Annotated in this window: 9 protein-coding genes and 1 pseudogene; all 10 read right to left on the minus strand. The window is 48.2% G+C overall.

Annotation, left to right across the window (positions count from 1 at the left end; all coding sequences use genetic code 11):
- Positions 1-343: 343 nt before the first annotated feature.
- On the minus strand, positions 344-1408 hold the full coding sequence (locus tag DNH61_RS03765) for an S-layer homology domain-containing protein (RefSeq protein ID WP_245947904.1): 1065 nt from the start codon (positions 1406-1408) through the stop codon (positions 344-346).
- Between the two features lie 67 nt (positions 1409-1475).
- Entirely contained in the window at positions 1476-3854 is a 2379-nt protein-coding gene (locus DNH61_RS03770; RefSeq protein WP_111145346.1) for an endo-1,4-beta-xylanase, read from the minus strand.
- 68 nt (positions 3855-3922) lie between these two features.
- Entirely contained in the window at positions 3923-5581 is a 1659-nt protein-coding gene (locus tag DNH61_RS27180) for a dockerin type I domain-containing protein (protein ID WP_425452205.1), read from the minus strand.
- Between the two features lie 258 nt (positions 5582-5839).
- Positions 5840-7411, minus strand: a pseudogene (locus tag DNH61_RS27185) (glycoside hydrolase family 43 protein); the annotation flags it as partial.
- 739 nt (positions 7412-8150) lie between these two features.
- Entirely contained in the window at positions 8151-9140 is a 990-nt protein-coding gene (locus DNH61_RS03780) for a glycoside hydrolase family 43 protein (protein ID WP_111145348.1), read from the minus strand.
- Between the two features lie 793 nt (positions 9141-9933).
- A complete protein-coding gene (locus DNH61_RS27100) occupies positions 9934-10392 on the minus strand; it encodes an integrase core domain-containing protein (protein WP_342771372.1) in 459 nt (152 codons plus the stop codon).
- Positions 10393-10414: 22 nt separating this feature from the next.
- Positions 10415-10708, minus strand: coding sequence for a transposase (locus DNH61_RS27105; protein WP_342771373.1), 294 nt, complete (start codon positions 10706-10708; stop codon positions 10415-10417).
- 97 nt (positions 10709-10805) lie between these two features.
- The gene (locus DNH61_RS03790; protein ID WP_146240941.1) at positions 10806-11354 is read right to left on the minus strand and encodes a hypothetical protein; all 549 of its coding nucleotides are present in this window, start codon (positions 11352-11354) and stop codon (positions 10806-10808) included.
- Between the two features lie 350 nt (positions 11355-11704).
- A complete protein-coding gene (locus DNH61_RS03800; RefSeq protein ID WP_111145351.1) occupies positions 11705-12490 on the minus strand; it encodes a hypothetical protein in 786 nt (261 codons plus the stop codon).
- A 478-nt stretch (positions 12491-12968) separates the two neighbouring features.
- Positions 12969-15515: an S-layer homology domain-containing protein gene (locus DNH61_RS03805; protein ID WP_111145352.1), complete on the minus strand. Its 2547-nt coding sequence runs from the start codon at positions 15513-15515 to the stop codon at positions 12969-12971.
- Positions 15516-15996 lie beyond the last annotated feature (481 nt).

Consider the following 15996-nt stretch of genomic DNA (forward strand, 5'->3'; position numbering starts at 1 on the left):
AGCATGAAAGCGTTATCAATAAATAATATACTCTTTTCTGTGCATAAGCACATAGCAATTTTATTGGAAAATAGTACGATCTTTGTCCAATAAGAACGCCTATTCCAAATCGTGCATAGCCAAAAAACTTGAAGAACATAAATTATCATAATTACTGCAAATACCCTCTTAAAGACCATGCTTATACGATCAATATTTTCTGTGCAGCTTCTTCAGCAAACACAGCAATTTCCCTCAACTTGAAAAACAACTCCTCACGCTTGACTCTTAAGGTTAAGTGCAAAAAAATGACCCGATCACAACTGATCGAGTCATAATTTATATTGAACTGCTTTACAACGCGTTACTGCCGTGCAGCTAAATAATCGAGGCCGGCGATGATGACAGCTCCAGCCTCTGCGCGGCTGGCACTGCTGGCCGGCGAGAAGCGGTTACCGCTGCTGCCTTTCACAATGCCTGCCTTGACTGCGGACGCAACTGCAGGACGCGCCCATGCAGGAATACTGTCCTTATCCCCAAAGCTCAGCTTCGCATTTCCGTCCGGCTGAAGCTCAAGTACACGTGCGAGTACAGCCGTCATCTCGGTTCGCGTAATAAGCGCATTCGGGCGGAAGGAGCCGTCGGCATAGCCGGTTACAATCCCTGCGGCCGCCGCTTCGGCGATATGCTCCTTTGCCCAGCCAGGCAACTTCGCTGCATCGGTAAACTCGCTTGTTACACCGGCTGCGGATTTCAAGGTGAACGCGCGGGTAATCATCGCCGCAAATTCTGCGCGAGTCACTTCCCCCTTAGGCCGGAACGTTCCATCCGGATAGCCTTTCATAATGCCCAGCGCTGCGGCTCGTTCAATTGCCTGTTGGGCCCAGTGTCCGTCTAAGTCCGTGAAGGCAGCCGGCTTCATTTCACTGGCCGCCGCAATGTCTATGCTTGCAGACACCTTGGCCGCTGTATCGGTTGCATTCAGGCTGCTGTCGACCAGCTTTACGCTGTCCAGCGTAACAATCGCTTCTCCGGCCGTCCTGCCCAGGACGGTGAACGTTATGGTCGCCAGGTCAACCGTGCCGCTTAGACCGGCGGTACTGCCGATCTTCGTATGGGCGAATATGAGCTTGCCCCCTTCAGCATCCTTGGGCGGAACCGAGAATCCGGATAATGCGCTTATCGTTTTGGTATAGCTTAGAAGCGTATCGTCAAAGCTCAGCTTCAATTCATAGCCGTACACATCAGACAGATTGGAGCCGGTTACCTTGACGCTTACCTGCTGCCCTTCGGAAACTGTCTGGTCACTCACTGTCAGGGAAAATGACGGCAGGGCTGCCGCCGCGGTTACGGGCGCCATGGCAAGAAGCATAAGAACGGTGATACCAATCATCATTATCCTGCGGCCTTCAGAACGGCGTAAGGTCATTTGTATCCTCCATTTTGGGAAACTGCGGTCCACATCACAACAGTGAACCGCAGTTTTCTTCTTCACATTATTGCAGAATGAACTTGGCAATCGCAGTAAGATCAACAATATCGATGACGCCATCATGGTTCAGGTCCATATGGCTGTATTCGCTCCAGTCAGCATCCGCTGCAGATTTGCCGTATGCCGAAGCTGCCATGCCAAGGTCGCCGACGGAGTATCGTCCATCGTTGTTCAAATCCCCTGTAGGCTGGTCCATAATCCGGAGTTTGTGCTCGGCAGGAGCCAGCGACACTTCTTTGCCGTCGCCGTCAGCCAGGACGGCAACCGCAAGCTTGATGCTGGTTCCTGCATCTGCTTGAAGCGCCTTCCATTGCAGCTTCATCCATTCACCATCAGCTGTAACGGCATTGCTGGACCCTTTGCTGGCCAGCAGGATACGAACTTTACCTGCGGTGTTCGTATCCACGCCGATCACATCAAGGGTATTACTAAGGGACTCAGCAGATTCGAATTGAAGCTTCTCGGGATCATAAGTAAATGTCAAATCCTGTCCCAGAAAACTGCTCTCAGCCGTCACATTCGTTAAGCCATACCTCAGTTCAAATGTGCTTCCTGTGTATGCTTGCTTATGACCAGTCAGTGCGGCGGCAGGAGCATCAGAATCATCCGCTTTTCCGGTCAAGCTCAGCACACCAAATACGGAAGTGTCCATATAACCGGTGCCGGCCGAATCGTTCCATGCCGCAGCGCTTTGACGAATGCCGTCTTTGGCATCATTAATCTGTACGTCAAATCCTAGCTTATCTCCTTCAGCGGGCGAAATGGAGTCGAGCGGGATTTGCGCCTCTACCGTATAATTCGTTCCGGTCTTCTGAACAGCCGAGACGAAGCCCTCCGCAAGACTCTCCGGATTGAAGGAAGTCTCGTTATCGAAGTTAACCCGGTACTGCCCGTCATCGTCCTGATAGAACGAGGTCTTCCCATTGTTCTGATCCACGAAGATCTCCACGGAGTCCTGTTCCCATGCATTAACGCTCGTCTTGTCGAGCTGCGCATCGGTCACCTGGACCAGAACATACAGATTCTGATCGTCCCATAAAGCTTTGGCTGTGCCTGCCGCCCCCTGCCAAGCCGTTTGATACCGGTTCACAGGCATCGCCTTCGCCCTGCTCCACGCCTCATCCACAGAACCGTCTACAACAGGCGTGGCGTATACCGCTGTTCCTTGATTGGCGCTTTCCGATGTCGGCGGGTGCTCCCGGATGAACTGCTCGGGATCAATCACACCGTAATAAGCCGGCTTGGCTTGCAGGTTCTTATCGAACAGCAGCGGGTTGTTCTCCGATCTCCAGCTCGTTGCATCGCTCAATCCCCAGAAGGTCACGCGTGCGATATGCTCCGCATGCTCTTGGTAGAGCTGGAACAGCTGCGCGTACAAATACCCTTGGTCAATGGCCTGCTCTTCCGTTAAAGTACCGTCGCTGCCTGCTTGGATGTCCAGCTCGGTAACGCTCACCTCAACGCCAAGAGAAATGAATTTCTCCAGCGACAGCTTTACATTGTTCGGATTGGTGTTGACGCTGTAATGCGCCTGCATGCCGATCCCATCGACAAGCAGCTTGCCCGGATGCTTCTGCGCATACTTCTCATTAAGCTCCTTCACCATGCTGTAGATCGCTTGCGCCTTGTTCTGGTTGTCATCATTATAATCGTTGTAATACAGCTTGATGTCCCATTCCGGGTGTGCATCCAGCACCTCCCGCGCCGCCAGGAATGCCTGCTCGAGGTAGTCCTCGCCGATTGCGTTATACCAGGCGGATTTGCGCAGAGCCGCTTTCCAGTCGCTCGGATTCGACGGATTATCGTTCATCGCTTCGTTCACGACATCCCAGGAGATGATTCTATCGCCGTAATGCTCCATGACGGTCTTAATATGCGTCCTCATATTAGCAAGCGCTTCCTCGCGTCCAAGCGGGGAACCGTTCGCCGTGTTCATCCAGGCTGGTGTCTGCTGATGCCAGACCAGCACATGGCCGTGGACACTCAGACCTTCTGCCAGCGCCGCATCGACGAGATTATCCGACCAGGTAAAATTCCCTTTTGTCGGCTGTGTCGCATCCGGCTTCATGGCATTCTCAGCCGTAATAACATTATAATGCTGCTTGATAAACTCGAAATTCTCCCCGCCAAGATCGCTTGGCGACGCGACATTCCCGATCAGGAATTCATTGCGGTAAACCTCCTTGATCGGCGTGAGATCCTTCTGTATGGCGCTGGCACGAGCTTCAGATTGAGAGCTGATTTGATCAGCGGAGACCGTCTTTGCGGCTAGCTTATCATTGGTTAAAGCCGCTGCACCCGCAGCCGACGCAAGCCAAACCGCCGGGATAAGCAGAGCCGTGGCGAGCAGCTGCGATATCGATCGCTTGAATGTTTTCCTCATTACATTCGTCCCTCCGTAGAAACAATAGTATTAATTCATAGCGTGCTGTGTACGTCGCAAAGTGTTCGCTACGATTTCAATATCTTAGCTGCCGCAAACGTCAGATCGACAATATCGATCTTGCCGTCATGATTCATATCAGACTTCTTCGCAGCCGACCAATCCGGACTGCCCGAATCTTTGCCGTAATGGTTCGCAATCATTGCAAGATCGCCTACGGAATAGCGCCCGTCCTGGTTCAGGTCCGCAGACGCTTCCTTCACAACCGCTGCCCTAAAAGCCTCCACTGCATCATTCAATGCTGCTGCGGCGTCATTTACTTCAGACTGCGCTGCACGTTCGTTCTCCAGAACGGTCTTCGCTGCGTTAACCGCTGCCAGAAGCGCATCTATTGCGGATTGCGGGTATTGGCCTGGCTGCGTTCCTGCCTCTGCAGCATCATAGAGACCTTGCGCCGTCGTAATGGCTGCTGCCAGTGCTGTTTTATCGACATCCGCTTCTGCGCTGCCTACCGAAATGCTCGTACTGGTAAGCCCGGCCTCGATCTCCTCTCCCGCATCGTTTACGCCCAGCTCAGCCCGGGCAACTGCGATCGTCCCCGTTGTATCATGGACTCCGGCTTTAGCCTGGAAGGTCACACGCAGCACCGGTGTACTGGCGCCGGTCACACCGCCCACGTTCGCGGCAACGAGTCTGACTTTCCCGGCTTCTGCTGTGTTTTCGCCCACGATCTGGATGTTGTCGTCAGCCCCTGCCGAGCTTACATAATCGAATACATCGGCATCATAAGACAGGATGATATCCTCGGCGTATACAGTTTGTATCAAGGAATCCAGACTAACTGATACCACAAAGCTTTCGCCCGGTTTCACGGTGTCTGCTGCCGAAATTGAAGCCGTGGGCACCTGTGGCTGATCGGGCGGCCAGACCGGATCTGCGGTCGAGGTGCTCGTCGTAAGATATATTCGGTCGATGGATAATCCGTCTTCTCTGCCCCAGAAATTCAGCTCATGCTCACCTGCGGAGAGCGCCAGAATTCCACCGCCGAACAAGCCGCCGCTGTTCCCGCTGAGATTCGCCCATTTGAACTCGCCTCCGCTTACGCCATGAATGCCGTTGGACGTGAAGCGATATTGGTTATCCACGCCGACATGGACGGAGTCGCCAGAGTAATCAACGCTGCTGGCAAGCAGCCAAACATAGTAGTTCCCTGCCGCTGGCACGTTGATTTTGTAGCTCATTTTGGAGCCGGCTGCAAGCGAGGCTGAATCTGTACCGGACATCGTGAAGCCTGTATCCGGACCAAACAGCATGGCTTTCGTTGATTGTCCGTCCGCGAGCGACCAGGTGTGGCCTTCTATTGTTCCCTCGACATAAGCCGTATCCGAGTTTTCCGCCGCTGTCTCGGCCTCGATGGCGACAGTGAAAGGGGATTTGACCGTTACGGTGATTTGTGCGGTAGCCGCGTCGCCCAGTGCGCCCTTAAAGCTGACTGTCACCTGCGCCGTACCGTTTGATTTGGCAGTAATCTTCCCATTGGCCACATCCGCAACATTCGGACTTGTATTGCTGTAGGTAGCTGTATTCGTTACATCCTCCGTACGTCCGTCAGCATACTCCGCGGTTACTTTAAAGGACGCCGTTCTGCCCGCCTCCAGCGTAAACGCCGGGTTATCGACGGTTATCTGTTTCACCTTAAGCTCGCTGTTCAAGTCCTTGACGAGCATATGAAGGATGTCTGTTTTTCCTTCGTAACTAACATTAATGCTCGTTGATCCATAGCCGATACCGGTTACTTTGCCGCCCTTGATGCTTACGATGCCGTCTTGTGCCGGCCTGATAACGGCCTTGGAGGTGACGTCCTTGCATGTTCCATCCGCATATACGGCCGTGACCTTCAGAGCGGCTTGGTTCTGACCGGTTGTTACATCAATCTTATGTTTGTCAATCGTTGCGTTAATCGCAGCAAGCTCACGGGCCGTGCTCTTCTGCCCGAACTGCCAATAATCGATCTTGAAAAGATTGGAACCCGGTGCTCCCCTATAGACCATATACAAATCATGGACGCCAGTCGCGCCGGACACATTTATCGTTTTGTTCTGCCAGCTGTCGTCTCCGCCCGTGTTCGAGATCGGCAGTGTACCGATGAGCTTACCGTCCGGACTGTCCAGATGCAGTTCAATCTTACCGCCATTCGTACCGCTTGCTACATGAGCTGAGAAGGTTCCGGCACCCTTCGTGCCAAAATCCACATTGGATACCGCTGTCCAATCGCCATCATGAATGCTGGTAACAGCGAGATTGATGCTGCCTTCCATCTCACCCGGCTCAGTAATGTTTTCCGTGGAAATCCCGCCGTTCCAGGCAATCGTTTCCGCCTCGACTCTTGTGTAAGGCTCTAGATTACCCACCTGCGGAACACCGGCATAATCACCTGCAGTATCCTGAATGACGCCATTCTCATCGAAGGTTATTTTGTTGATGTGCGCATTACGGTATCCGCGCGCCTGACCGCCCATCTGCGGGTATCGTCCGCTCTCTGCCATCGCCTTGGCCAAGGTTTGCGCATGATAAGTGATATACCACTCGCCTTTAAATTCAAATATCGCATGATGATTGTTGCCTCCAACGCCGAAGAACATAGCGGGATTCGGGAGAATGGTTTTGACATACTCAAACGGGCCCATCGGATTGTCGCTGACCATGTAAGCAATCGTTCCAGTCGGAATATCCGACGGATGCCCGCTCGAGAAATTGGTGCAGTAGGAGTAATAATATTTGCCGTTATATTTATTGATGCCCGAGTCCTCGAACAGCCATGGCGGGTTGATCGGCTTGGCAGATCCGCCGCTTGCTGCCAGATCAAGGCTGATCATGTCTGCCCCAAGCTTCGCTACCCGTGCGGTACCCGGATCAGCATCCTTCCCTGCCGGAATGCCGCCGCCAAAATATAAATATCCGCTTCCGTCATCGTCAACCAGCACCGCGGGGTCAAACAGCCAGGTCACTTCGCCAGCCCCCGGCGTGCTCCTGCTGACAAGCGGTCCGCCAATCGGATCGGTGAAGGGTCCAATCGGGCTGTCAGCCGTGAGTACGCCAATCCCGTTGCCGCTATCAGCGAAATACAGGAAGAACTTCTCCTTGCCATCGATTGTTTGGTGTGCAGCTGCTGGCGCCCATGAGTTATTGGCCCATTTGGCCGCACCTTGCGGGCCAGCGGCGGGAATTTCTCCATGATCCGTCCAGTTGACCATATCCGCCGACGATATAACGGTGATTTTATTGATTTTGCCGTATGTGTTGTCCTTCACCGTACCGTCAGCATTGTACTCAAAGATGTCATTGGTCATGTAGATGTACACTCTTCCGTCATAGACCATAGCAGACGGGTCCGCACCAAATTTATGCGACAGCAGCGGGTTGCCTCTTTCAGGCGTTTTACCTATTGCTGGCGTGATTGCGGGTTCCGCAGCCTGTATCTTTTCCGCAGCCGGGTATGATAAGGCTATAAGCGTCAAAGCCATAGTCACCGCCAAGAGCTTCTTCCATTTTTTCATCGTACACCCTCCATTTTTCATCAATTGACCAGGTGCTGTGCTGCATTAGATCACATTTGTATTTAAGCCGTGAGTTTCTCTAAAGAACATCACCTCCTTTCATGCTGAGTCGTATACGTGTAAGCGCTCACACCAAACCCCAAAAACCTCCCCTCTAACCCTTGTGATGCCTGGATCATCTCCCATTGCTTCAACCGCCAACAGGAATTCGGATGGGCTTTGAGATCATCTTAATTGGGCTGCTCTGCTTTATCGATGTAATTTCATATGCGAAACGTTAAACATTTTACGAGCTGCAGTGTACTGAAAATCAGCTTTAAACACGCGGTTTGGCTGAATTTTCCGGCGTTTTATGGCGCTTGTTCTCATTTTGTTGTACATGCAGACCGGAATACAATGTTCATGTCTTTACATGACCCAACCAACATTTACCTCTTTAGGGCTTTCCATTGCTGAACAGCTTCGATTTGGCCTCTTGGGACTAGGGACAGTGTTCCTGAAGCTTCCATACCTGCAGGGTCTTAACGAATAAAAAAGTACACCAATCAAATAAAAAAATACACGATTGGCCGACAAGCCCCGTTCGTTCAATGCTTTCAACAAAATAACGCTGTACAAACAAGTAAAGTATGATCAGCGGCAGTCAGGAACGTCTTTCCCACACTACGCAAAAGGAAGACCGCCATGGACCGGCAGCCTTCCCCTTGGATCTGCTGTTGATAAACCCGCTTAAACCGGTTCATTCTTTGGATGGGTAAGGATCAATGGTTCGGATCGTACCGTCCTCGTTATAATGCAGTTCTGTGAATTTCACGCAGCGCTTATGATTGACTCCCTCCGAGAGAGAGCAATCATGGTAGAAGAGATACCATTTGCCGTTGAATTCTACAATAGAGTGATGTGTTGTCCAGCCGATGACAGGCTTCAGGATCGTCCCTTTGAATGTATAGGGCCCAAGGGGATTGCGGCTCACTGCGTAGACGAGCTTGTGCGTCGTCCCTGTCGAGTAGGACAGATAGTACCATCCTTTATATTTGTGCAACCACGGGCCTTCAAAATACCGGCGATCCTCATCACCGGCCAAGATGGGGCTTCCATCCTCATCCACTATCGAAATCTCCACCGGCTCTTCCTGAAGGCTGAGCATATCATCACTTAACCGTGCAGCACGCGGGCCGAGCGCCGGCGCACCGGGATCCGGACCAGCCGCATCCTGCTTGAAGCTGCCTGACTGCCATTTTTCCAGCTGGCCTCCCCACAGCCCGCCGAAGTACATATAAGCCTGACCGTCTTCATCCATGAAGACAGCCGGATCAATGCTGTAGCTTCCTTCTATATAATGAGGCTCCGGCTTGAAAGGCCCGCTCGGCGAAGCGCTTGTCGCGACGCCAATCCGGAAGATGCCGTCATGGTCCCGTGCAGGGAAGAACAAGTAGTAGGTATTGTTCTTGAAGACGGCATCCGGAGCCCACAGCTGCTGGGAAGCCCATGGAATATCCCTTAGATGCAGCGCTTCCCCGTGATCCACAACAGGCGAATCCATATTGTCCATGGACAGCACATGGTAATCCTCCATCGCGTACTGATCACCGTTGTCGTTGTCAGGCCCGTCGTGGTCCAGATCATGCGACGGGTATATGTAGATTTTGCCCTCGAAAACATGCGCGGAAGGATCCGCCGTGAATATATGCGTAACGAGCGGCTCATTCGGCTTTGGGATGTTATTCATCGTCAATCTCCTCCTAAGGTTAGATGGTCAAACATGAACGTCTGCCGGCGGAAACAGGAATCCGTATAAGGCTGGTCCAGGTTTACCATATACTCATACATCCGGCAGCTTGTAGACGTGCCTTTTTGTCCACCGGGCACTCCAACATCCGTTGAAACGATAGTCTTATGCTACTTGCTACTTGCTACTTGCTACTTGCTACTTGCTACTTGCTACTTGCTACTCCATAATATAGCGCTTACATTAATATAACTCAATCCGTCATGGTTTAGATCTTTACCTGATAATTAAAGATGTGTTGAGCCAGACGATGACCCGGTGCAGCGTGGCACGGAAGCATGGTCGGACGCAGGATTAGTTGCACCATATGAAGCAATGCCCTGGCACTTCACTGAACGATCATCATCATTTCATCATTTGGGTGGCGGCATAATTGTTGAGAATATGAAGACACAAAATCTTAATTTATCAAGGTGGCTGTCACAATTTCTGATAAGACCCTCCAAAGCAGCATGCATTAATTTGCATGGCTGAACTTTATTCCGACCGGCTAAAGTTATTAGATGTAAAATTGCCTCGATCATGCGATCGAGGCTGTATTACTACCTTAGTTTTTTATACTACTTTTAAAATTTACTGCTCCCGCGCTGCTCTTATAGACATCTCGTGCATATCAGGACAAATGGATTCTCGGTAGATTCAAATATGGACAGAATAGAACGCTTTGTGAAGCTTTCATACAGTTATGGGCACTTTCATATAAAACACATTTAGTGGATAAGACAATATCAACTCAACACCAGGGTCCGGTGTAATGCTCCCCATTGACAAGACACGGTTTTCTGAGGGAGAAGTTATATCCTCCTTCACGTGAACTTAGTATTTTAGGATACGAATTTTTCGAAAGTGTGCGCGAAAATTCATCCGGTTTTGCTTCATTAAGCGATTGATGAGGGCATTCCTGATTATAAAATTGGACATAGCGAGCTATCCCTTTACGCAATGCGCGAGGGTCTTCGAATTCGTTCAAGAAGATACATTCGTACTTGAGCGAACGGAAATGAAACCGGGTCATACGCCGGTAGCCGAAGTAAGGGTGTTTCACAGTGATTTCATCAATCCGGTGCATGATCTGTACGTTTTCTTCGCTCTCACGCTTCTCTTGACTGGGGCGATAGATGCATGTCCGGTTCACGCTCAACAAGGTGGCCTGGCGCTTAATTGTAATCGCGGCGTTCTCACGTTCCACCATGGCTTTCCGAGCTTCTAAGGGTTCATTTGAGGCCAGATTTTTTTTTGAGCCAGTCGACTTCAACTGTGAGTTGGCCAACCAGCTTCTCTAGATGCTCTTGCTTGCTCTCGTACTCCTTCTTCACTTTGTCTACATCATTCGTCTTCTTCTCGAAGACCAGGGAGGCTCGCTCGAGGAATTCAGCCTTCCACCGACTTACCATAACAGGGCTAACTTCGTACTTGGCAGCGATCTCGTTCACGGTCTGCTCCTCCCGAAGGACCTCCAGCACAACCTTTGTCTTAAAATCTGAGGTATATCGATTCCGTTTTTCCATGGTCTTATTATAACTTATTTATCCGCCTCCCGTGTCTCAACCTATGGAGCATTATATTCCGTTCACTAATTTAAACACTCATGTTTAAAGCCATTAGTCATTCTCCATTTAGACAAGCTAATATGTTTTCACTTGATTTCACTTCATCAGTCTTAAGGTAACATTCTACAAGAATTTTTTCTGATTGAATTAATTTAAATTCATTGTCTACTTTCTCAATAATACTTTGCAATACAGAAAAACTTTCATAATAAGATGAGTCATATATATATATGTTTACGTCAAGGTTAATAGATAACTGTTGGAGTTCCTTGATAAACAGGAGCACAGCATCAGATAATTGAGCTTTATCTACATTGTCCAACATGTGGAAACTCACCACAGCAGAGAAAATATCTGGTCGGCTTTTTAACGTTTGAGGGAATGAAAGTGTTAAGTCATTGTACGTATTTTCTAGCCAGATATCTCTTAACAACAAATCGTACTTCATATAGACATCGAGTGGTGAAAGATGTTTACTATATATGGATGTTATTAAAGGATCCGCCTCCTTCTTCCAAGTCAAACTCATAAAATCATCTCGTATTTCCTTCTCTCTGTGATTATCTCCTATGTAAACAACATTAAAATTTTTTAGTAGGTTCATCCACCGGAGAAGCACTTATACTGCTCTGGTCTATACCAAGCGAATAGTCAATAGAGTGAACGATAAATTCTCTATCGTACTTATTTTTAAATAGTCCAGTACTTCCTTTTCAACCTTACTCTCGCTAAAGATAATGGATTGATACAAGTGCGAAATTCCCAACACTACCGTGCCAAAGTTAAAAAATACATACACACACGCCATTAAACCGAGTATAAGAAACATTTTCTTCATGGCTACTCATCCTATTCAAGAAGGGTTTTAATACCGAGAGCTGTCCATTTGCCGCCATTCTGCTTACTAATTAAATTCCTTTATACCTTACTAACCTCTCATGTTTAAGCCAGTAGTCATTCTCCTTTTAGACAAGCCAATATATTTTTGGTTGATTTTAATTCGTCATCCCTTAAATAACACTTTGTAACGATTTTGTCAGAGTGAAGTATGCTAAAGCCACTTTCTACTTTTTGAATTTCACTTTGCAATGTTGAGTAATTCTCAAAATAATATTCATCGTAAATATATATACTTATTTCAGGGTTAATAGATAACTGTTGGAGTTCCTTGGTAAAAAGGAGAACAGCATCGGATATTTGAGCTTCATTAGTATTATTCAACATATGCAACTTCACCGTAGTAAAGAAAATGTCAGGGCGAATCTTTAACGTTTGAGGGAATGATAGTGTTAAGTCATTGTACGTATTTTCCAGCCAGATATCTGTTAACAACAGATTGTATTCCATATGGACATCGAGTGTTGAAAAATACTTATTGAAAATGGACCTAATTAAGGGATCCGCCTCCTTCTTCCATGTTAAACTCATATAGTCATCTCGTATTTCCTTATCTCTATAATTATCGCCAAAGTAAACAACTTTAAATTTATCTGTAAGTTCATCCGTTGGAGAAACATTTATACTGCTCCGATCAATACCAAGTTTATAGTCAATAGAATGTACGATAAATTCCCTACCGTATTTCTTTTCTAAATAGTTCAAAACTTCCTTTTCAACCTTGCTCTCGCTAAAGGTTATGGATTGGTATAAATGAGACAGCCCCAGGATCACCGGACCGGAAACAGATAATATGAGCATCGTACATGCTAACAAACCAACAATTAGAAACAAATTTTTCATGACTTCTCTTCCCATCCAACTAATTAATAGTAACGCTCTGGTTTACCTATAAACTTAAACTAAGATAGTCACAGCTCTGAAAATCGGCCCCCCTTAACTTAGAAAAAACTGGTATTTATATAGCACCATAGGGCTATTACCATTTATATCATTTATGATCCATCGTGGCTGGTTTTTAAAGATTCTTTAGATTGTGGTAGGTCATAAAAAAAACAAGCTGACACCGATAGGTATCGGAGCCAGCTTGTCAACTGTTCTTCTCAAGAAGAAATCTGTTGTAAAATCTAAAGTAGTTGGGCTTCATCTGATAACTTTCGCCCAACATGAATTGCTTCCCTATTACATCCACTGGGTCCTAAGGATTTCATATCGTCAAAGTAGATATTAACTCATTAGAAGATGGTTCCTGTATAGTACAAGGGCCATCTTCTTTTCGTTACCATTCTACAGACTGTTTCAGGAACCCGTGCAATATAAATTATGATATCGGCTGCATCTCACTCGCCCGTAACAATATCATCTTCTCAATCCTGCCGTTGTCGTCCACCCGGAGATCAATCCAATAGGATGGTTGAACGATCAATGTTTCTGGCAAGTAGTCAGCAATGGGAGACGGAATAATCCGGTCACCGACAATATAGAAAGCAAAGTTTTTCTGATTGATGAACGGGCCGCTGCCAGAGCTTGCCCCAAAGCCGAAGGCTTGTTCCATATCAGCAAGTTTATCTCCGATGCGAATGCCCCCAAGCTTGGTCGCATACTTTGAATTTTTGCCAGAGATCTCAACCCAAACCACCTCCTCATCCTCTACGACCACTGTCAATCCTCCACCAAATTTATAGGACGATTGGGTATCAAATTCTTCCATGTCGATCGCCAATGGTTCTCCCAACAGCTCGATCAACTCTTCTACGCTTATTCCAATACTGATCTCCAGCCCTGAAGTCTGATGTACGAATGTGATGTAGTCCTTCGGCGAGCCCGTTCTGTTCAGGTCAGGGGTTGTCACTGTCATTGTTAATTCAGCACTGCTGCTAAAAATCCCTGACGCTGCACTCCTCTGAAGCTCCGCCAGCCGCATCAGCACGGTTGCAGCCTGTGCCTTCGTGACAGGTTTGGCCGGATAGAATCGGCCGTTCGTCGCTGTCAGCAGACCCAGCTTGAGAACGATGTCCACCGACCGCTTATCTCGAATCTGATCCTCGTCCTCTAAGGAGTCGATGGCAACGCTCACATTCGATTGCGGCAGCTTCGCATAATCGAGCATGGACACAAGGATTCCTGCCCATTGCTCGCGCGTCATCACTTCCCCGGTAAACAATTCCTCTACGGTATCTGCAATCGACAAAGCTTCGTCCTTCATTACAACCCATCCATGCTTCCCAAAATATGCTGCGGCCTCCAAACTCTTGGAGCTTGGCCCCCAAGTCTCCCCTTCTTCCAGATAGCCATCCTCATTCCAAAAACCGCCTTCATATAACGCACGATAGATGTACAGCTGCCATGCTGCCACACTGACTTCATCATTAGGATTTATCTCGCTCTGGCCTTCTTCTGACCACATACCGCTTGAAGCAAACATTACGCCATGCTTGGCCATCGCGTACAGCGCTTGCGCTGCCCAGTGGTTCCCTTTGTATGTTGGAGCATCTGTTGAAGACCTGGCACGTTCAATTAGCGTTCCCGTCACAGCGTCGATGGCATCTACGGCTGCTATTGCTGGAACGCCTTGAATACAAGGTGTATATGCTAGCGATAATTCCTGCTCTGCCTCACCTGACTCAATGTATTCTAATTTAAACTCCATGGCATCTACCAGGCTTCGAACAGCCTCCTCATGATTCATAACCGATTCAAAATTCAATGGACCCTTTATCTGCTCCCCACGGAGCCCGTCCTCTTCAACATGTTCCAGCTTGCCTTGTTCATCCATCCTTATCGTAATCGCACTGCCGTAAATAGAAGCATCCCCGTAGTAACGCTGGAATCGGAATTCTAGGGGACTGTCTTCATAAGTTGCGATTGGGCCGCGCATTAAACGAAACTCTTCTGCCGCATTCGGATACAGACGCTGAATATGATGGATCGCTTGCATCTCCTGAGGAGTAAACGTCACATCATGATTCTGGTTAACGGTCCGATCATCAGATGAAATACGGATATATGTAACCGCCTCGCTGCTTAAAGCTTCTGGCACTTCTCCGGTCGCAGCGTTCCGACTGATTAATTCTTTCCCCAATGGAATATAAGCTAGCTTCCACTCATCTGTCGGGTCCCACCATCGCCCATTGACGGGGTACAATGTGAGTTCGAGCGTCATTTCCTTCTGCAGCTTTTCCCTCATGTCCTGTTCTGTCAAACCTGTCTCCGGGCTTGGGTAATCAGTATCTTGACTAGTCCGTATGTAAGAGACGACATCACCGTTACGATCTACTTGAATCGAGATTGTCTCATTTTGCGAGCGTATACCATTTTGCAATACGTAATATTCCCGTCTATATTGAATGGGACCGAATAGCGGTTCCGACTGTGGACCGAATCCTCCACGCACGTCCAGTTCGTCTGGCAGAATTGCTGGCTCTACCTTGTGAATGGTTGATAACGCGACCGCTGATATTTCTTCCTCCGTTAGCTTGGGCGGAGAGTTACCATAGCCTCGAATGGCATGGTAGTTATCTGGATATTGGAATAAGTTCACACGACCTGTGTGAGCGTCGATCGACGTCTTAATCGAAACGTATTCACCGTCGATGATGACCCACCAAGCATGCTCCCATGCTCCCTCTTCTTCAGGCTCTACCAGGATGATAGGCACTGCCTTCAGCAGAATAGGGAACAGTTCTTGGAGACGCTGCTCGGCAAGGTCACTCGAATAGTTATAAGAACGCTCAATACTGAGCGAAAATTCTTCACCCGCCTTTAATAATGCGTGCGCTGTTGGTATATGCCCAGATGGTTCTGCTAAACCCAACACACTTGTTAAACTTACTGTATAGATTAAAACAGCTTTCAATCGTCGCTTCAATTAATAACCTCCATCACCGTAAGATCGATCCTGCAGCTCTTGTTACAAATACTGAATCAATTAATCGTTGTCAAAACGACCGTATGTAATGTGCAGGTCAGGCAGCCAAAACGAATGAGACAGGTAAAACAGTCTTACTTCGTCCTTCTATCACTTAAGCACCTCCGATTTGTATTATATGGTTCTATTTCCTTTATATATTAATGTCCATAGCTGCACATCGTACATAGTCCTTAAGTCGCGACTGTCGAATGACATACTCATGACGAAGAAAACGCAGCGACGACAAGATTGGATTGCTTTCCAAGCAAGATGATTTAAGGATTACCAGAAGAAGCAGGAGAAACTCATTAAAGTGTAACATATACCGATACAGCAACTTCTACCACTGTAAAAGCTGCAGATTACTTGAGTATTTTACATTTTGGCAAGAGCAATTCGTCTGGTTTGGCCGCTATACAGCCTACCAAAACTGTGATCG

The organism is Paenibacillus sambharensis, from assembly GCF_003233845.1.
In the GTDB taxonomy this organism is placed as follows: domain Bacteria; phylum Bacillota; class Bacilli; order Paenibacillales; family Paenibacillaceae; genus Paenibacillus_I; species Paenibacillus_I sambharensis.

Bases quoted from the DNA above. Each gene is read 5' to 3' on its own strand.
- DNH61_RS03765 (WP_245947904.1), bottom strand. From the start codon at position 1,408: ATGACCTTACGCCGTTCTGAAGGCCGCAGGATAATGATGATTGGTATC.
- DNH61_RS03770 (WP_111145346.1), bottom strand. From the start codon at position 3,854: ATGAGGAAAACATTCAAGCGATCGATATCGCAGCTGCTCGCCACGGCT.
- DNH61_RS27180 (WP_425452205.1), bottom strand. From the start codon at position 5,581: ATGCTCGTCAAGGACTTGAACAGCGAGCTTAAGGTGAAACAGATAACC.
- DNH61_RS03780 (WP_111145348.1), bottom strand. From the start codon at position 9,140: ATGAATAACATCCCAAAGCCGAATGAGCCGCTCGTTACGCATATATTC.
- DNH61_RS27100 (WP_342771372.1), bottom strand. From the start codon at position 10,392: ATGGTGGAACGTGAGAACGCCGCGATTACAATTAAGCGCCAGGCCACC.
- DNH61_RS27105 (WP_342771373.1), bottom strand. From the start codon at position 10,708: ATGGAAAAACGGAATCGATATACCTCAGATTTTAAGACAAAGGTTGTG.
- DNH61_RS03790 (WP_146240941.1), bottom strand. From the start codon at position 11,354: ATGAACCTACTAAAAAATTTTAATGTTGTTTACATAGGAGATAATCAC.
- DNH61_RS03800 (WP_111145351.1), bottom strand. From the start codon at position 12,490: ATGAAAAATTTGTTTCTAATTGTTGGTTTGTTAGCATGTACGATGCTC.